The 17,052-nt window shown below is 45.3% G+C and carries 17 protein-coding genes; 9 read left to right on the forward strand and 8 right to left on the reverse strand.

Annotation, left to right across the window (positions count from 1 at the left end; all coding sequences use genetic code 11):
- Positions 1–67 precede the first annotated feature (67 nt).
- The 3 genes from ACX5J7_RS16245 to ACX5J7_RS16255 all read right to left on the reverse strand — a co-directional run bounded on the left by ACX5J7_RS16245 (position 68) and on the right by ACX5J7_RS16255 (position 1,752).
- On the reverse strand, positions 68–979 hold the full coding sequence (locus ACX5J7_RS16245) for a diguanylate cyclase (protein WP_498707532.1): 912 nt from the start codon (positions 977–979) through the stop codon (positions 68–70).
- A gap of 207 nt (positions 980–1,186) precedes the next feature.
- Positions 1,187–1,429, reverse strand: coding sequence for an EAL domain-containing protein (locus ACX5J7_RS16250; protein WP_498707552.1), 243 nt, complete (start codon positions 1,427–1,429; stop codon positions 1,187–1,189).
- A gap of 26 nt (positions 1,430–1,455) precedes the next feature.
- Positions 1,456–1,752 (reverse strand): response regulator, encoded by a 297-nt coding sequence (locus ACX5J7_RS16255; RefSeq protein WP_474115433.1) that lies wholly within the window; start codon positions 1,750–1,752, stop codon positions 1,456–1,458.
- 189 nt (positions 1,753–1,941) lie between these two features.
- Between ACX5J7_RS16255 and ACX5J7_RS16260 the strand changes: the two genes are divergently transcribed.
- Positions 1,942–2,304 carry an Hpt domain-containing protein gene (locus tag ACX5J7_RS16260; protein WP_474115434.1) on the forward strand — a complete coding sequence of 121 codons (363 nt, stop codon included), beginning with the start codon at positions 1,942–1,944 and terminating at the stop codon, positions 2,302–2,304.
- Positions 2,305–2,403: 99 nt separating this feature from the next.
- Here ACX5J7_RS16260 and ACX5J7_RS16265 read toward each other — a convergent pair whose 3' ends face one another.
- Positions 2,404–3,414 (reverse strand): adenosine deaminase, encoded by a 1,011-nt coding sequence (locus ACX5J7_RS16265; protein WP_498707533.1) that lies wholly within the window; start codon positions 3,412–3,414, stop codon positions 2,404–2,406.
- Positions 3,415–3,735: 321 nt separating this feature from the next.
- On the opposite strand from ACX5J7_RS16265, the gene ACX5J7_RS16270 reads away from it, so the two are divergent.
- Positions 3,736–5,067 (forward strand): NCS2 family permease, encoded by a 1,332-nt coding sequence (locus ACX5J7_RS16270; protein WP_474115435.1) that lies wholly within the window; start codon positions 3,736–3,738, stop codon positions 5,065–5,067.
- Positions 5,068–5,203: 136 nt separating this feature from the next.
- Here the strand turns inward: ACX5J7_RS16270 and ACX5J7_RS16275 are convergent, their stop codons facing one another.
- Genes ACX5J7_RS16275 through ACX5J7_RS16285 form a run of 3 tightly spaced genes read right to left on the reverse strand, consistent with a single transcriptional unit; the run spans position 5,204 to position 7,126 of the window.
- Positions 5,204–5,506, reverse strand: coding sequence for a DUF3862 domain-containing protein (locus ACX5J7_RS16275; RefSeq protein ID WP_498707534.1), 303 nt, complete (start codon positions 5,504–5,506; stop codon positions 5,204–5,206).
- A gap of 44 nt (positions 5,507–5,550) precedes the next feature.
- Positions 5,551–6,480, reverse strand: coding sequence for an allantoinase PuuE (puuE, locus tag ACX5J7_RS16280; protein ID WP_333970037.1), 930 nt, complete (start codon positions 6,478–6,480; stop codon positions 5,551–5,553).
- A gap of 1 nt (position 6,481) precedes the next feature.
- Positions 6,482–7,126 carry a TetR/AcrR family transcriptional regulator gene (locus tag ACX5J7_RS16285; protein ID WP_071951258.1) on the reverse strand — a complete coding sequence of 215 codons (645 nt, stop codon included), beginning with the start codon at positions 7,124–7,126 and terminating at the stop codon, positions 6,482–6,484.
- A 380-nt stretch (positions 7,127–7,506) separates the two neighbouring features.
- Here ACX5J7_RS16285 and xdhA point away from each other — a divergent pair, with 380 nt between their 5' ends.
- The 7 genes from xdhA to ACX5J7_RS16320 are packed head-to-tail and all read left to right on the forward strand — an operon-like array spanning position 7,507 to position 15,740.
- Positions 7,507–8,949 (forward strand): xanthine dehydrogenase small subunit, encoded by a 1,443-nt coding sequence (gene xdhA, locus ACX5J7_RS16290; RefSeq protein ID WP_498707535.1) that lies wholly within the window; start codon positions 7,507–7,509, stop codon positions 8,947–8,949.
- The gene (xdhB, locus tag ACX5J7_RS16295; protein WP_498707536.1) at positions 8,942–11,308 is read left to right on the forward strand and encodes a xanthine dehydrogenase molybdopterin binding subunit; all 2,367 of its coding nucleotides are present in this window, start codon (positions 8,942–8,944) and stop codon (positions 11,306–11,308) included. Before xdhA ends, xdhB begins: the two co-directional genes overlap by 8 nt.
- Positions 11,305–12,246 carry a xanthine dehydrogenase accessory protein XdhC gene (gene xdhC / locus ACX5J7_RS16300; protein WP_498707537.1) on the forward strand — a complete coding sequence of 314 codons (942 nt, stop codon included), beginning with the start codon at positions 11,305–11,307 and terminating at the stop codon, positions 12,244–12,246. The genes xdhB and xdhC overlap by 4 nt, the downstream gene beginning before the upstream one ends.
- Positions 12,233–12,736, forward strand: a complete 504-nt coding sequence (uraD, locus tag ACX5J7_RS16305) for a 2-oxo-4-hydroxy-4-carboxy-5-ureidoimidazoline decarboxylase (protein ID WP_287148637.1) — start codon at positions 12,233–12,235, stop codon at positions 12,734–12,736. The genes xdhC and uraD overlap by 14 nt, the downstream gene beginning before the upstream one ends.
- Before the next feature lie 46 nt (positions 12,737–12,782).
- Complete coding sequence (gene uraH / locus ACX5J7_RS16310; protein WP_012518057.1) at positions 12,783–13,115, forward strand: hydroxyisourate hydrolase; 333 nt, start codon at positions 12,783–12,785, stop codon at positions 13,113–13,115.
- A 5-nt stretch (positions 13,116–13,120) separates the two neighbouring features.
- On the forward strand, positions 13,121–14,428 hold the full coding sequence (gene guaD, locus ACX5J7_RS16315; protein ID WP_287148638.1) for a guanine deaminase: 1,308 nt from the start codon (positions 13,121–13,123) through the stop codon (positions 14,426–14,428).
- Positions 14,429–14,459: 31 nt separating this feature from the next.
- Positions 14,460–15,740, forward strand: a complete 1,281-nt coding sequence (locus ACX5J7_RS16320) for a urate hydroxylase PuuD (RefSeq protein WP_498707538.1) — start codon at positions 14,460–14,462, stop codon at positions 15,738–15,740.
- A 20-nt stretch (positions 15,741–15,760) separates the two neighbouring features.
- Here ACX5J7_RS16320 and ACX5J7_RS16325 read toward each other — a convergent pair whose 3' ends face one another.
- Complete coding sequence (locus ACX5J7_RS16325) at positions 15,761–17,044, reverse strand: diguanylate cyclase (RefSeq protein ID WP_498707539.1); 1,284 nt, start codon at positions 17,042–17,044, stop codon at positions 15,761–15,763.
- Positions 17,045–17,052 lie beyond the last annotated feature (8 nt).

The following is a 17,052-nucleotide window of genomic DNA, read 5'->3' on the forward strand; positions in this document are numbered from 1 at the left end:
ATTTCGTTTACGACATTAAACAATAGGATAGATTGTAGGGCGATAAGGGCGCAATTTTTTATACACGTTAGCCTTTCGCCTGATTTCGTCCTCGCTCTTTGGCCTCAAAAAGGGAAATATCTGCGTCTTCGATAAGTGAAGCTGAATCTTCGTCTACAACGTCCGTTGCCTTCCATACGGCATATCCAGCGCTAATTGATACATAGCCGCTAATCCCTTTTTCGTGCACAATACCTGCTTGCCTCACCGCTTTCACGAGTTGGTTGGCAACGAGCTTTATTCCCTGATAATCGATGTAGGGAAGAATTACCAAAAATTCTTCACCGCCAAAACGGATCACTGCATCTTTGGGCCGTTTAACGGTGTCTGCAATAATCTGCGCGACTTTCTTAAGGCAATTATCGCCTTCTAAATGCCCGTAATGGTCGTTAAAAAGCTTGAAATAGTCGATATCAATCATTATCGCGCCAACCATTTCTTTATCTCGCGCTACTTGTTTTATTAGCAGAGGGATTTCTTTGGTCAGATACATGCGGTTGTACAGGCCCGTTAACTGGTCATGAAATGTCATCATTTCTAAAAACTCAGTACGAAGCTTATTTTGAAGGTGGGTTTTGACTCGGTGCGTTAAGGTAGATGCGTTTACAGGCTTCATAACGAAGTCAGACGCTCCAACCTCCCAGCACGCATTTTCACTTTCAATGTCCATCGTTGAGGTAACGAAAATCACCGGTATGTGGCTTGTCGTCGGGGATGCTTTGAGCGTTGCACATACTTCGAGCCCACTTATGTCTGGCATATTCATGTCGAGTAACACTAAGTCAGGCAAACACTCCTCGCAGTTAGATATAGCGTCTTTACCGGATTCCACTACAGTGCAGTGAAAAACGCTTTCTAGTATTGACTCCAACAACAACCGACTCATCGGTTCATCGTCAACAATTAGTACCCGGCACGCTGAGTAGGGTTTTATTTCCATTCCATTCATTAATTTTTTAATATATTACCGCGAAGGGATAAGGCATAGCCTTTGTTACCTAGGACTTTTTTGAAACCACATAAATTAAGGCTAGTCTAGCATCTTATAGAGAGATGTGTATTGGAAAACACTATATTTTTGGAATTAATCGGTGTTAATATGGCACATAAATTTACCTGTTAGGGCTTGCTCCTAAAGAATGCTTTTTCACGCCACATCAATATCATCAATAAACTTTGTAAAGAAATCGTTCATTGGCATAGGGCGACACATAAAATACCCCTGCCCTAGGTGACACCCCAGAGCTTTTAAACCATTAAAGTGGGATTGCGTCTCTATACCTTCAGCCACAATCTTTAATTCGAGGCTTAACGCTAAGTGCACGATTGCAGTAACAATATCGTGCGCCTGTTGCTCTGTATCCATATCTATTATAAAGGAACGATCTATTTTTAATACGTTAAGTGGAAACTGCCTTAGGACAGTGCAATGCGCTCGTTTTCTATATCACTGTGAGATGTAACGAAGATGACAGGAATTGAAGCCGTAACAGGACACGCCTTTAATTGCTTGCACACTTCAAAACCTGACACTTCGGGCATGCTTATATCCAGCACAACTAAGTCTGGGCGATGTAATTTAACACACTCAAAAGCTTGTACGCTTTGAGAGACTGTAACAGTTTTTGCTAGAGATTCTACTGCACTTTCTAATAACAAGAGCGTTGTAGGCTCATCGTCTATGATGACTACTTTCTGTGTCTCACTTCCCATGAGAATTACCAAACTTCGGAACAATTAACCGAGTTTAGTATCGCTTGAGATACTCAAAAAAAACATTAGCCTTTAGTATATATTAGCTATGCATTATGTAAAAATATTAGTTAAAGCAATTGACTAATGGTTTTTTAAAGCACAACAATTACTATAAAGTGGTACGAAACAATTGATTTGGTGATAGGCATGGATACGTTAAACGCACAACACGCACTTTCTAAAGAGAAGTTATGGAATAAAGAGGCAGCAACAAGCAGGCTCGGTGGAAACGAGGGGCTACTTAACCGCATTGTTGAAATGTTTTTAGCACAAATAGAGCAAAAGCAAAATGCGCTTCAAGCATCCGCAGAGGCGGAAGACGCCGAAGGCGTACGCTTTAATAGCCACGCGATGAAAGGCGTGTCTGGCGATGTGGGCGCTGACGCCATTCGAGAAAAAGCAGCGGAAATTGAAGTTAAAGCAAAGCAAGGCGACCTTAGCAACGTAGTAAGCGACATGGCCGCGCTTGACGACTTAATTCAACAAACCGTTGATGTAATGCGGGCTTAGTATGATGCCCCTTGTCATTTAACGTTAAAGATTTTTCTATTGTTAAAGACTTTCTCTCACATCAAAGGTTTTCTTTCACGTTAAAGACTTTTTCTCACGTTAAAGACTTTTTCTCACGTTAAAGACTTTCTCAACAAAAGAGCGCTTAACATCCTCAGGTAGAAAGCTGGATTTAAAGCTGTTTGCCGCCAACGTTCTAATTGTATCTTCGTCGATATCTAAAGACTCTTGTAAAGCAACAAAATTGTCGTTTAAGAAACCGCCAAAGTATGTGGGGTCGTCTGAATTAACGGTAACCAATAGCCCTTCGTTCAATAGTTCAACGATATTGTGCTGTTTCATATCGTCTATTACACACAGTTTAAGGTTGCTTAGCGGGCATACAGTCAGTGGAATTTGCCTTTCTCTTAAAAGTGCCATAAGCGCTTTATCTTCTTGGCACCTTACCCCGTGGTCAATGCGGTCAACATCAAGAAGCTCAATGGCTTCCCAAATGTAAGAAGCGGGGCCTTCTTCTCCAGCATGAGCAACTATTTTAAAGCCCAGTGATTTCGCTTTCTTAAACACCCGTTCAAATTTTGACGGCGGATGCCCTAGCTCTGAGCTATCTAATCCCACAGCGGTTATGTGCTTGTAATACGGTTCTGCTTCGCTGAGTGTTTCAAAAGCTGCGCTTTCAGGAAGGTGTCGCAAGAAAGACATGATGAGATAACTACTAATGCCGTACTCTTGTTTTGCTTTATCCATGGCCCGTAGAAAGCCTGGCATAAAAACGTCAAAGCCAATATCACGCTCGGTGTGTGTTTGTGGGTCGAACATGATTTCCGTATGAACGATGTTTTCTTTATGGCATCGGCTTAGGTATTCCCACATAAGTGTGAAAAAGTCCTCTTCGTCCCTAAGCACGCCAGCACCAGCGTAATATAAATCGAGAAAGCTTTGCAGGTCTTCAAAGTTATATGCAGCTTCTATCTCTTTCACGCTGGCATAAGGAAGTGTTACACTGTGCTTCTTAGCTAGGCGCCACATGAGTTCAGGCGTTAAGCTACCTTCGATATGCAGATGCAGCTCGGCCTTTGGAATGTTGTTAATTATGGATGACAGCGACATGGCCCCTCACTTTTTGCACCATCGCAATGCAATTGCATTTAATTGGTGCGTTATAGTTTATCTTTAATGCTATCTGTAAACGAGTTCTATTGCTCATTTAGGTTTTGTTTGCGGTTTTTATAACATCAACTATGGTGTTTACTAACCGTTTGGCTGGCTTTATGTCGCCTGGCTAATGACGTTAAGTCATACAATGAATTTTGTTTTTTCATTGTACTAAAATTTTAAGTTAGCACAAAACACACCAACAAGTTGACTAATTGGTCAGTTTATTGCTTTAACGCACAAAACTATAAATGAAACACACACAGAGAACTCTTGATGTCCAATAACGTAATTGAACGGCTATTTAAGCTGCAGGAACACGGAACAACAGTAAGAACAGAGATCATCGCGGGGCTAACTACGTTTGCCGCTATGTCTTACATTCTTGTGGTCAATCCAGGTATCTTGGGGTTAAGCGGTATGCCCGTAGAGGGCTTAATTACAGTGACAGCAATTGCAGCGTGTATCGGCACGCTCATGATGGCACTGATGACAAATTACCCTATCGCGTTAGCACCAGGCATGGGTTTAAATGCTTTTTTTACGTTTACCATTTGCCTTGGTCGAGAGATCCCATGGGAAGCAGCATTAGGTATCGTTTTTTGGAATGGTATTCTCTTTCTTATACTGTCATTGACAGGGGTGCGAACAAAAATAGCCGAATCTATTCCGCCGTCGCTTAAAATTGGCGTGCAGTGCGGCATCGGTTTGTTCATTGCTTTTATTGGTCTTAAAAACGCAGGGCTTATTGTTGATAACCCCGCCACATTTGTGCAGCTAGGCGACCTTTCAGAACCCGCCGTTATGCTCGCCCTTGCGGGTATCATTTTTACTATCGTACTTATGGTAAAGCGCGTAACTGGCGCCATTTTAATATCTATCGTAACGCTTACACTTATCGGCGCATTCGTTCCCACCGAGAATGGCACACTTACAGCCACGCCATCTGCCGTTGTAGGCATGCCAGAGTCGATATCAAACACCTTTATGGCAATGGACTTTTGGTATCCTATCGACCACCTTGCTGAGACATGGGACCTTATTTTTGCGCTTATGTTTGTCAACATGTTCGATACCATCGGCACACTCATTGGCGTTTCGCGAAAAGCAAACCTGCTCACACCTGAGGGTAAACTCCCTAAAATTGGCGCGGCGATGACTGCCGATGCGTCAGCGAGTATTGCCGGCGCAATGGTCGGCACATCGCCAGTAACAAGCTATGTAGAGTCTGCCACCGGCGTTTCTTCAGGTGGCCGAACAGGCCTTACCGCGGTCGTAGTGTCAGTGTGCTTCTTATTATCACTGTTTTTGACGCCGCTGATGAAAGTGATCCCTCTCATGGCCACCACACCTGCACTTCTCATGGTGGGTATTTTAATGATGGAATCGATTCGTCAAGTTGACTTCGATGATCTAGGCGCACTGGCAACGGCCTCTGTAGCACTTATTGCAATGCCTCTCACCTTTAGTATCAGCGAAGGTATCGCGCTTGGTTTTATTACCTATGTGGGCATTAAGGTGGGTACAGGAAAGTTCAAAGACGTAACCCCACTTACCTACGCACTTGCGGTTGTATTCTTACTGCGATACTTGATGGACCTAAAATAACTGCTAAGTGCGCTTATAACGCGATAGAAATCACGCTATAGCACTAAATACAAAAAAGGTGGCTAATTTAAATTAGCCACCTTTTTTTAGATAAATAATGTAGGCTTTTTTGACCTAACTTTAGCAAAGCGCCGTTTTACTTAAGGCCGTCATAAGTAAAGGTAACCGCCTTATCGCCCATGAACACAACTTTTACGTGTTTTTCATCTTCACTACCCCACGTACACGCCGTGGTTCCCATGGTTTTACCGCAGTTATCAGCAGAGCCTAATATCGACTCTACTTCATCCTGAGTCATCCCCATTTCTAGCTTGTCATAGTTTTCTTTGGTCAGCTTAGAGCATCCGGTAAGCGCGAGTGCGCCAAGTGCAATTAGTGCTAATTTTACTTTCATCGTTAATGTCCTTTGGCTAAAAGCGAACGGAAAACGCTTTATCATCGTTCGCTTTACGAAATGTATATCTTCTTAGTGCACTGTAAACGCTAATAGTGCGGTTTGTCACCCTCGCCTTTAGGATGAGTATCAAGCCAATGGCGGGCAATTTGCTCTCTTGTAGCCAGCCATACCTTATCGTGTGACTTTACGTACTCAATAAAGCGCTGTAGCGCCGCCATACGAGCAGGCCGCCCAATAATGCGATTGTGAAGGCCAATAGAAAGCATTTTAGGCGCTTCTTCACCTTCTTCGTACAATACATCAAATGCATCTTTTAAATAGGTAAAGAACTGCTCACCACTGTTAAACCCCTGCGGCGTAGCAAAACGCATATCGTTAGTATCTAGCGTATAGGGCACCATGAGTAGAGGCCTACTGTAGTGACAATCGTAATAGGGCAAATCGTCGGCGTAGGAATCAGCGCAATATAATATATCGTCTCGCTCGGCAATAAGTTTTAAGGTGTTTGGGCTCGTTCTTCCCGTATACCACCCTACAGGTTTAGCCCCGGTTAGCTGCTCGTGAAGAATAATCGCTTCATCAATTTCCTTGCGCTCTTGCTCTTCATCCATATCTTGGTAATGCACCCATCGCATAGCATGGCTGGCAATTTCCCAACCAGAATCAATCATTGCTTTTACCGCCTCAGGGTGCCTTTGCATGGCCATTGTAACGCCAAATACGGTAACGGGGATTTCGTGCTTATTCAGTAAGCGGTGTAAACGCCAGAACCCTGCTCGACTGCCATATTCGTAGATTGACTCCATGCTAAGATGGCGGTCTTTATAGGCTTGTGCACCTATAATTTCAGATAGAAAGATTTCGGACGCTTCGTCACCGTGAAGAACACAATTCTCACCACCCTCTTCGTAATTCAATACAAACTGTATGGCAATTTTGGCATTGTTTGGCCATTTGGCATGGGGTACGTGCTGACCGTAACCCACTAAATCTCTAGGATATACAGCGTCTGACACGTTACACCTCAAAACTTTCAGGTACCGACAAACCACATCCGCCTAAAACAAGCTTAACCACTTGCTTTGTCGCGTTCTCGAAGTCTGTTTTTGTCATTTTCTTTCCTCGAAGCCGCGTGATTTGCGTAGAGAAATCAGCATAATGCTGGGTACTGGCCCAAATAGTGTAAAGCAAATACTCGCCTTCAACAGGGGGAAGCTTACCTGCCTCTACCCACGCATCGATAACTGCTAAACGCCCCTTCATCCACAGCGCGTGCTCTTCATCAAAGTAGCCGCTTAAATTCTGTGCACCGTTGATAATTTCCATGGCAAAGATCTTAGACGCCTGGGGGTTGGTTCGCGATACTTCCATTTTCTCAGCGATATAGTTAGCCAACACCTCTGCGGGGTCATCCTCCACCGTTGCTCTATCAAAGCGAGAATTCCACAGTGAAAGGGTTTCTTCTAGCACCGCCACGTAAAGCTCTTGCTTGGTTTTGAAATAGTACAGTACGTTAGTTTTCGGGAGCCCGGCTTCGTCAGCAATTTTTTGTACCGCTGTTCCTTTAAAACCAAACTGAGCGAAGCACTTTTCAGCAGCTTGGAGTATCTTTCTTCTGTTCATAGCGCCAACACCAGCGTCGGCACTTTTTACCTTCATCATTATTATTTAAATTCCTTTGCAATCTACTTTGCAAGCGCACGGGCAGAATAATGCTGCATGCCTTATTGTTAGGTTAGCATTTATTGCCGATGAGTTGCTATAAAGTATACATGCCCCAACTGTGGGGTGTTAACCATACTAAAGCACGAAATTTGCGTGTTACTTCAAACCTTGCACGAATCTTGCCTTATCCAATACATGCGACGCAGAAATTGGGAAAGCTTTTCGCTCAAAACCCCAAAATATTGGCGCGAAATAATGGCCTTTTTATAACCTGGCCTTTTTTTATAAGCAATAAATTGACCATTTGGTCTACTTTTCTTAAAAAAATACAGCTATATTAATGGATACAAGAATGAATATTACGAGAAGGTGTGAGTATGATTCGCTTTCTAATAAATAACGATATCGTAGAATTAAACGAAGCGCGAGCCGACCTCACCCTTCTACAATTTATACGCGAACACAGAAAAAAGACAGGAACAAAGGAAGGATGTGCGGCAGGCGACTGTGGTGCATGTACCGTGGTACTTGTTGAACCCGCAGCGTCAAACAAAGAGACATTACATTACCGAACGGTAAATAGCTGCATTACACTTATGAGTGCGGTTCACGGTAAACAACTTTTATTTGTAGAGCATTTAAGCGATGGTAAACACTTACACCCTGTTCAACAGGCGTTAGTAGACCATCACGGCACTCAATGTGGCTTTTGCACTCCCGGCTTTATCATGTCAATGTTTGCGCTTTACCACAGTAACGCGAAGCCAAATAGAGATGAAGTCCTACAGGCCTTATCGGGCAACCTCTGTCGCTGTACGGGCTACCGCCCCATCATAGATGCAACACTAGCGGTATGTGAGCAAACGCCAAACGACCAATTCTCTGCTAAACAAAGCAAGACACTGGCTACTTTGTTGTCACTGACTAATACGCCTCCCACGGGTACAGGCAAGGTTTATACGCCAACTACCCGTGAAGAACTAAAGGCCCTAATTAGCGAGTTCCCCAATGCCCAGCTTGTTGCAGGCAGTACGGACTTGAGTTTACAGTTCACGCAGCAGCTTAAGAATATCGACACCCTTATTAGTGTTACTCACATCGACGCACTAAAACAGTGCACCAATACAGGACATTCACTTATTATTGGTGCAGCCGTTGCGTTAAATGATGCAGCACCTTTTTTATTAACTGTATTTCCACAAGTGGCTGAACTCGTAACTCGATTTGCCTCTTTGCCCATTCGAAATCAAGCTACAATGGGCGGCAATGTGGCTAACGCTTCGCCGATAGGAGATATGCCTCCCCTACTGCTAGCCCTAAACGCTACCTTGCATTTAGATAACGGTGATAAAGTGCGCACCTTACCAATTAGCAGATTTTTCACTGGCTATCGTGAAACTCAGCTAGAACGTAGTGAATGGATCAGTGCCATAGAAATACCGCTTAAACAGCCTGCCCAAGTGTTGGCTGCGTATAAAATTTCCAAGCGCTTTGAAGATGATATTTCAGCGGTCTGTGCCGTATTCAATCTTACTCTTGACAATGGCAACGTAGCCGCTATTACCACAGGTTTTGGTGGTGTTGCAGCTATACCTTCTACCTGTCAAGCCCTTGAAAACGCGCTTAAAGGTAAGCAATTCTCAAGTAGTGAATGCCTAAACCTAGGCAAACAAATTTTATTTGATGCATTCACACCCATAGACGATGTGCGGGCTACTGCCGAATACCGCAAAACCGTGTTAGCAAACTTGTGGCACCGCTTCTGGCTAGAAAACCAGTCGACGAATAACATTGAAACACGGGTGGTGCAACATGCGTAAGTTAATTGATACCCCTACCCCAACAGGTGAGCGTGAAAAGCAAGGTGTGGTTCACGTATCTAAAAAACATGAAAGCGCTGAGCGTCAAGTCCAGGGCACTGCCAACTATGTAGATGATGTGATTGAGCCTCAAGGTACGCTTTACGCGGCTGTAGGGCTAAGCAAGTGTGCTAAGGGCACTATCGCCCATGTTGACTTAAGTGCCGTGCGCGCCAGTGAAGGTGTGGTTGACGTTGTAACCATAGACGATGTGCCCGGCCATAAAGATATAGGCCCGGTATTTGAAGGCGACCCTTTACTTGCCAATAGCGAGGTGAAGTTCTTTGGCCAACCGGTTTTTGCCGTGCTTGCTACCTCGGTGACGTTGGCGCGCCAAGCGGCGCTTAAGGGACACATTGAGGTTGCTGAAGCCCCCCCTGTTCTAAATGCAGATGAAGCACACGCACAACAAACATTTGTGCGCCCATTGCACCGCTTTGGCCAACAAACTACACGCGTTGATAACACCTTCGACAACGCGCAACATAAAGCGTCAGGTACGCTGAGCATAGGTGGCCAAGAGCATATGTACCTAGAGGGGCAGGTTAGCCTCGCGATCCCCGAAGAAGAAGATCGCATGAAGATTTACACCTCTAGCCAACACCCGAGTGAAGTACAAAAACTTGTTGCTGAAGTCTTAGATATAAAACTGCATCGCGTTATGGTAGATATGCGCCGTATGGGCGGTGGCTTCGGTGGGAAAGAAACCCAAGCGGCGCAGTGGGCTTGTATCGCTGCTCTACTTGCCTCACGCAATAGGTGCGCGGTTAAGCTGCGTTTACCTCGCTTTACTGATATGCACGTAACCGGCAAACGTCACCCCTTCGACAATACTTTTGACGTCGCATTTGACAGCACAGGAAAGATTGAAGCCACCCGCATGATCATTAACGGTATTTGCGGGCATTCCCCGGATCTCTCTGATGCTATTGTCGATAGAGCTATGTTTCATGCAGATAATGGCTATTTTCTTGGCGACAGCGATATCGTTGGTCACAGACTACAAACCAACATGGTGTCGCACACGGCTTACCGAGGCTTTGGTGGCCCGCAAGGCATGATTATGGCTGAAGCCCTGATAGATAAGATTGCGCGCACTATAGGCAGCGACCCGCTATCGGTTAGAAAACGCAATTTATACGGGCCAACGACGGGAACCACCACGCCTTATGGTATGGAGGTCGAACACAACCTGCTGCCGGAAATGATAAACGAACTCGAACAAAGCGCTCAGTACTGGCAGCGCAGAGAAGCCGTTTCTGCTTTCAACCGTGAAAGCCCGGTTATAAAGAAAGGCCTTGCGCTTACACCGGTCAAATTCGGTATTTCCTTTACAGCGAAACACCTCAATCAAGCAGGCGCGCTGGTTCATATTTATACCGACGGTAGTATTCAGGTGAACCATGGCGGTACAGAAATGGGTCAGGGTTTACACACGAAGATTGGGCAAATTGCGGCGAACGAATTCGGCCTCGACCTGGACATGATAGAGGTGACTGCTACGCGCACTGATAAGGTACCAAATACGTCGCCAACTGCAGCGTCTAGCGGCACCGACATCAACGGTAAAGCAGTACAAAATGCGTGTATTACACTTAAAACCCGTTTAGCCAAATGCTATGCCGAAAGCCTAGGTTTAGGCGAGCGTGTTGATGAAGTCGTATTTACTGATCAGCATGCAGTGCTAGGTAAGCACAGCATTACTTTTCCTGAACTAGTACAGCAAGCCTACTTTGCTCGCGTATCGCTATCTTCAACGGGCTTCTATAAAACACCTAAGCTGCAATACAACCGCGATACTGGTGAAGGTAGACCCTTTTTCTACTTCGCCTACGGTGTGTCGATGAGCGAAGTCTCTATAGATACCCTAACTGGCGAATATACCGTTGACGAAGTGAACGTTATTCACGATGTGGGCAGTAGCCTTAACCCTGCCATTGATATTGGTCAGATTGAGGGCGCATTTATCCAAGGCATGGGCTGGTTAACTACAGAAGATTTAAAGTGGAACGAGAGCGGTAAACTCATCAGCGAAAATATGGCCACCTATAAAATTCCGGCCATCGGTGATACACCGAAAGTATTCAACGTGAAATTATTTGGCCGAAAAAATGCTGAAGATAGCATTTATCATTCAAAAGCAGTGGGCGAACCGCCGTTCATGTTAGCCATTTCGGTGTGGTGTGCTATTAAAGACGCCATTTCAAGCCTGTCTGGTTATACCCTTGACCCGCAGCTAGATACCCCGGCTACGCCAGAGCGGGTACTGAACGCCATTGCTGCAATACAAAATTGTGCAAGCGAAGGGTCGTCAATATGACTGCGTCTTTTCGTGCCAAGCGTTGGTACGAAGGCATAGCCGAGTGCCAGCAACAAAACGAAGGCTATGTACTAGTTACCGTGGTGGGAACAGCGGGCTCTACCCCTCGAGACTCGGGTAGCAAGATGGTAGTTACAGCATCGCATACCATAGATACCATAGGCGGTGGACATCTTGAATTTGATGCGATAAGTCGTGCACGTGCCTACCTCGCTAAGGGCGAAACGCGTACTGAGCTACATAGCTACCCGCTAAGCAGTGCTTTAGGGCAATGCTGCGGAGGTGCCGTAAAAGTGCTGTTTGATGTATGTAACCTACATCAGCAGCAGGTTGCTATTTTTGGTGCAGGCCATGTAGCTAAGGCCCTTGTGCCTATTTTGGCCCAACTTCCCGTACGCATTGCATGGATAGACAGCCGAGAAGACTTGTTTCCCGACGCGTTACCTGCCAACGTACAAAAAATTGTGGAAGACGCGCCGGAAAGTGAAGTAAGGCATTTAGATGAAAACAGCTGGCTCATTATACTTACTCACGATCATCAACTTGACTATCGCATCACCGAGCAGGCGTTGAAGCACCCTTCCCTGCCTTTTGTGGGTTTAATTGGGTCTGATACAAAAGCCAAACGATTTATAACGAAGCTTACGCATCGCGGTTTTGATGAACATGCATTAGCACGCTTAGTGACGCCAATCGGTAACCGCGATATTCCAGGTAAGCAGCCAATTGAAGTCGCTGTTTCGATTTCGGCGCAAATTATCGCTCGGCTTCATCAAGACAACCGCTGCGCGCCGCCTTCTGCGGTAAGTGACGTTAGCGTTAGCCACGTGCAGACGAGTAAATTAAATAAGACTGGGTGCGAGCAGGTCATTGCCACAACGCTAGATGACAGTGAAAGCTCGAGCAGTAAAAAGGATACTACCCGTGACATTAAATGAATTGAATACCCTCGCTTCGGATGAGGCTTCAGCCTGGTTTGAGCAATGCTGCGCATCAAAAACTTGGATTTATATGATGGTTAATGCCCGCCCCTACAGCGATACCAACGCCGTAACAGAACAGGCAAAAAGCGCATGGGCGCAATGCAGTAACAGCGATTATTTAGAGGCCTTTACCGCCCACCCTATGATTGGAGATGTAGACTCGCTTCGCAAAAAGTTTGCAAATACCAAAGCCATTGCGGCGGGAGAGCAGTCAGGCACGGCCAGTGCGCCTGAGGCGGTGCTTCATCAACTAAAAGAGGCAAATCAGGCGTATTTAGATAAACACGGCTTTATTTTTATTATTTGCGCCACAGGGCTTTCTGCTCAAACCATGCTAGAAGCGCTGCAGGCAAGGTTGCCTAATTCAACGCAACAAGAAATAGTAAACGCCGCAGCTGAGCAAATAAAAATTACGTTGCTGCGTATTAATAAAAGCCTGTCTTAACAGCGCACTGACGTATTACAAGTAACGAATTTAATAGGAATACAGTATGAATACGCTTTCAAGCCACGTACTTGACACCACTTTGGGTAAGCCAGCTCACGGTATCGCGCTTACCCTAACCCTACCCGACGGTAATACGCTGTCGGGTAAAACAGATAGCGACGGCCGCTTTAACAACTGGGCTCTAGAGAGCGACAATGGCTTTCCAGCAGGTGTTTACACGCTGCGTTTTCACTGCAAGCCTTACTTAGTTAAGGCTCACGGCAGCAGTTTCTACCCACACATTGATATTACCTTTGAACTAGAAGAAAACGGTGGGCACTATCACGTACCGCTACTAATTTCTCCGTTCGGTTTCAGCAGCTACAGGGGCAGCTAATAAACATGCAGCTTTTTCGTGCAAGCATTGCGCACTTTCCTAAACAAACCACACAATTTTCTGACGACATCGCCATTTTCAAAGACGGTGGTTTGTTGATTGATAAAAAAGAAATAAAAGATATCGGCGATTTCGATACCATCGCAGCGCGCTATCCTGCGGCCAGCGTTACCGACTTGACGGGTAAGTGGATACTGCCAGGTTTAATTGACAGCCATTTGCACTACCCGCAGACACAAAGCATTGCGCACTACGGCGAACAGCTTCTTACTTGGCTTGAAAACTACACCTTCCCGGCTGAAATGCAGTTTGCAGATAGCGAACATGCTGACACCATAGCAAAAGTATTTTTAAATCAGCTCTTGAAAAACGGCACCACCACCGGCTTTGTGTTTACCACTGTGCACAAAAGCAGTTGCCAAGCCCTGTTTAACGCCGCAAGCGATATCGACATGGCTATTGTTGCAGGCAAAGTGTGCATGGACAGAAACTGCCCAAGCCAGCTTAATGACTGCGCTGAGAGTGCGCAGGCCGACAGTGCCAGCTTAATTGAAACTTGGCATAACAAGGGGAGAAATCGTTACGCGTTAACCCCTCGCTTCGCGCCAACAAGCACAGAAGCCCAACTTGCGGCATTAGGTGAATTGGCGCAGCAGTACAGTGATGTTTTCATACAAACTCACTTATCTGAGAACCTAGATGAAATTGCCTGGGTGAAAAGTCTATTCCCGCAAGCTGATGGCTATTTAGATGTTTATGATAAATATAATCTCGTGCGTGAGCGCGCCGTTTTTGGCCATGGTATCCATTTAACGCCTGATGAATGGGGTCGGTTAGGAGAAAGTGGTGCAACCGTGGCCTTTTGCCCTACGTCAAACCTGTTTTTAGGAAGCGGTCTTTTTGATATGACCGCTGCCCGTGCCAATAAGGTTCATGTGGCCATGGCTACCGACGTGGGTGCAGGTACCACCTTTAACATGTTTAAGACCTATGGCGATGCCTACAAGGTGAGTCAACTGAGAAACGACCCATTAAGCCCACTTGAAGGCTTTTACCTTATGACACAAGGGGCGGCCATCGCCCATGGCCTTGATGAGGAAATCGGTAATTTAAACCCAGGAACTATCGCAGACTTTATTGTGGTAGAACCCAGATTCGATGAACTGACAAGTTTACGAATTCAACAAGACGCCGATTTCGATGATGTATTTTTTGCCTTAAGTATTTTAGGCGATGATCGCGCGATTGCGCAAACTTGGATCAGTGGTAACTGTTGCTATGAAAAAAGCAGCGGTAATAACGAGCTACAGTAGGGTCTGCTGACCCTTAATAAGGAGAATAATAATGCCGTGGCTAGATTGGCTAAGTCTATTTGTACGTTGGTTTCACGTAATAGCTGGCGTTGCTTGGATTGGTGCCTCATTTTATTTTATCTGGTTAGATAATAATTTGCGCACGCCCCCAAAATGGAAGCAAGATAAGGGAATTAAAGGTGATTTGTGGGCCATTCATGGCGGCGGCTTTTATGAGGTGGCCAAGTATGCTTATGGGCCAGAAAAAATGCCAGAAACCCTTCACTGGTTTAAGTGGGAAGCTTATACAACCTGGTTATCAGGCTTTGCACTTCTTATCATTGTATATTACTTTGGTGCCAGCGCTTACCTTATCGACCCGTCGGTTAATGCCATGACACCAACCCTGGCAATCTCTTTAGGTTTGGGGTTAATTTTTGGCGGCCTAGCATTGTATGAACTGGCCTGTAGAAGCCCACTTGCCAAGTACCCGTTGGTGTTTGGTATTTGCCTTGTTGCCTTAATATGCGCCGTGAGTTACCTCTCTACCCAATGGTTCAGCGGCCGAGGGGCTTACATTCATGTGGGTGCGCTTATCGGCACTATTATGGCTGGAAACGTATTTTTTAATATCATGCCTAACCAACGCAAAATGGTGGCGGCAGTGGCTGATAAACAAAATATTGACCCGAGTTGGGGCGCTGGTGCCAAACTTCGCTCGCTGCACAACAACTATTTCACCCTGCCCTTGTTGTTTATTATGATTTCAAATCATTACCCCATGACCTATCAGCACCCGCAAAACTACTTGGTACTTATTGCTATCATGGTGGTTGCGGCATGGATAAGACACTTCTTTAACCTTCGCCATGTGGGTACTACGAAACCGAGCATTTTGGTTTCTGGCGCCATAGCCATGATGGCGATTGCATTATGGGTGTCGTGGCCGCAAACATCTTCGGCGCCTGTTCCTGTTCATACAGAAGCAGCTGCGCCTTCAAGTAAGACTACTCAAGTAGCGAATAAAACCGATGATGCTACCTCTATTGGTGAGAACAGTGCGGCGCAAGTGAGTACTAGTGTGACTAATGAACGTGTAGCAAACTTGATAGCCACACATTGCGTGAGCTGTCACTCACGCACACCTACCGACGATATTTTCAAGGTAGCACCGTTAGGCGTAGTGCTAGACTCTTGGCAAGATATTGAACGGTTTGCCCCTCAAGTGGTTCGTAGAACGACAGTAACTAAAGACATGCCGTTTTTAAACAAAACGAACATGACTGAAGAAGAGCGTCAAGAAATAGCCCAGTGGTTCGCGCAAAGACAATAAAACAGTGAAAGCGATGTAGGCTATACCTTCATCGCTTTATCAATCACTACTTGCCCTTGCAGGTTGTGCTTTTTTTCGTACATAACCTCATCAGCCTTATCCAGCCACTCTTCAACCGTTGAAATTTCAGCACTCCATGTTACCCACCCAACGCTAAAGGTAATCGGCACTACCGATGTATTATTCACGTTAAGCGTAAAGTCATGCTGAGCAATACGCTCGAAAAAGATTTCCGTTTCTTTATCATCGGCTCCATAAAGCAGAATAACAAACTCATCACCGCCAATTCGGCCAAATCGATCGCTATCCCTCAACAAGACTTTCATTTGCTGAGAAAATTCTACCAACGCGTTATCACCGACTTTATGCCCATATTTATCGTTGATTTCTTTAAACTTATTAAGATCAACATAAACGAGGGTAGACGCTTTTTGCCCTCGCTCCATGCGCGCTATTTCATCGCTCAATTGACTCAATATTTCTCTTCTATTGGCAAGACCTGTGAGGGAATCTGTTTGAGATAGGTGCTCTAACTTGGTAACCGCGCTCATTAGGGCCTGCTGCTGATTCTTTTCTCGTGTTATATCGTCGGCGGTGCCTAAGATGAGTGTTTGTGTTTCTCGGTCGTCGAAGATAAGATTTCCGCGGTCGTGAAGATACTTCACCTCTCCTTTTGAATCGTAAATGCGATATTGAATATCCCAATTTTCAAGGGGGCGACGGCTGAACACTTTGGCAACTCTAGTTCTATCATCTTCGTGAACATGATCAAGAAAGCTCATTGGGTTGCAGTAAAGTTCGTATTCACTTCGCCCGAAAATGTTTGCATAGCCATCGTTAGCGTATTTGAGTTTAGAGAAATCCGGTGTTGCTACCCAGATAAACGTTCTTTCTGAGAAAGCACTAACAATTTTGCTAAACAAGGCATCAACTTGAAAAAGCTCAGATTGAATACGTTTTTTTTCGTCAATATCTTCAACAACCGATATAAAGTAGTCAGGGTTGTTACTATCGTCCCGCACAAGAGAAACGGTAAGTTTCGCCCATACCCTCTTGCCATCACGCCTGATATAGCGTTTTTCTATTAAGTAGTTATCAATTTGCCCTTCAAGCAAGCGCTCTAATTGATCGAGGTCTTCATCGAGGTGGTCTGGCGCGGTAAGATCCTGAAAGGTAAGCTTGGTAAGTTCCTGATCTGAATAATCCAAAAACTCACACAACTTTTTGTTTACGCGAATGAAAGTCCCGTCTATGCCGACATGAGCTAGCCCAACCGCACAATAGTGAAAAGTTTTTTCAAACATAGGGCATC

This window comes from Alteromonas infernus, assembly GCF_902705815.1.

Bases quoted from the DNA above. Each gene is read 5' to 3' on its own strand.
- ACX5J7_RS16245 (WP_498707532.1), bottom strand. From the start codon at position 979: ATGGAAATAAAACCCTACTCAGCGTGCCGGGTACTAATTGTTGACGAT.
- ACX5J7_RS16255 (WP_474115433.1), bottom strand. From the start codon at position 1,752: ATGGGAAGTGAGACACAGAAAGTAGTCATCATAGACGATGAGCCTACA.
- ACX5J7_RS16260 (WP_474115434.1), top strand. From the start codon at position 1,942: ATGGATACGTTAAACGCACAACACGCACTTTCTAAAGAGAAGTTATGG.
- ACX5J7_RS16265 (WP_498707533.1), bottom strand. From the start codon at position 3,414: ATGTCGCTGTCATCCATAATTAACAACATTCCAAAGGCCGAGCTGCAT.
- ACX5J7_RS16270 (WP_474115435.1), top strand. From the start codon at position 3,736: ATGTCCAATAACGTAATTGAACGGCTATTTAAGCTGCAGGAACACGGA.
- ACX5J7_RS16275 (WP_498707534.1), bottom strand. From the start codon at position 5,506: ATGATAAAGCGTTTTCCGTTCGCTTTTAGCCAAAGGACATTAACGATG.
- ACX5J7_RS16285 (WP_071951258.1), bottom strand. From the start codon at position 7,126: ATGATGAAGGTAAAAAGTGCCGACGCTGGTGTTGGCGCTATGAACAGA.
- xdhA (WP_498707535.1), top strand. From the start codon at position 7,507: ATGATTCGCTTTCTAATAAATAACGATATCGTAGAATTAAACGAAGCG.
- xdhB (WP_498707536.1), top strand. From the start codon at position 8,942: ATGCGTAAGTTAATTGATACCCCTACCCCAACAGGTGAGCGTGAAAAG.
- xdhC (WP_498707537.1), top strand. From the start codon at position 11,305: ATGACTGCGTCTTTTCGTGCCAAGCGTTGGTACGAAGGCATAGCCGAG.
- uraH (WP_012518057.1), top strand. From the start codon at position 12,783: ATGAATACGCTTTCAAGCCACGTACTTGACACCACTTTGGGTAAGCCA.
- guaD (WP_287148638.1), top strand. From the start codon at position 13,121: ATGCAGCTTTTTCGTGCAAGCATTGCGCACTTTCCTAAACAAACCACA.
- ACX5J7_RS16320 (WP_498707538.1), top strand. From the start codon at position 14,460: ATGCCGTGGCTAGATTGGCTAAGTCTATTTGTACGTTGGTTTCACGTA.
- ACX5J7_RS16325 (WP_498707539.1), bottom strand. From the start codon at position 17,044: ATGTTTGAAAAAACTTTTCACTATTGTGCGGTTGGGCTAGCTCATGTC.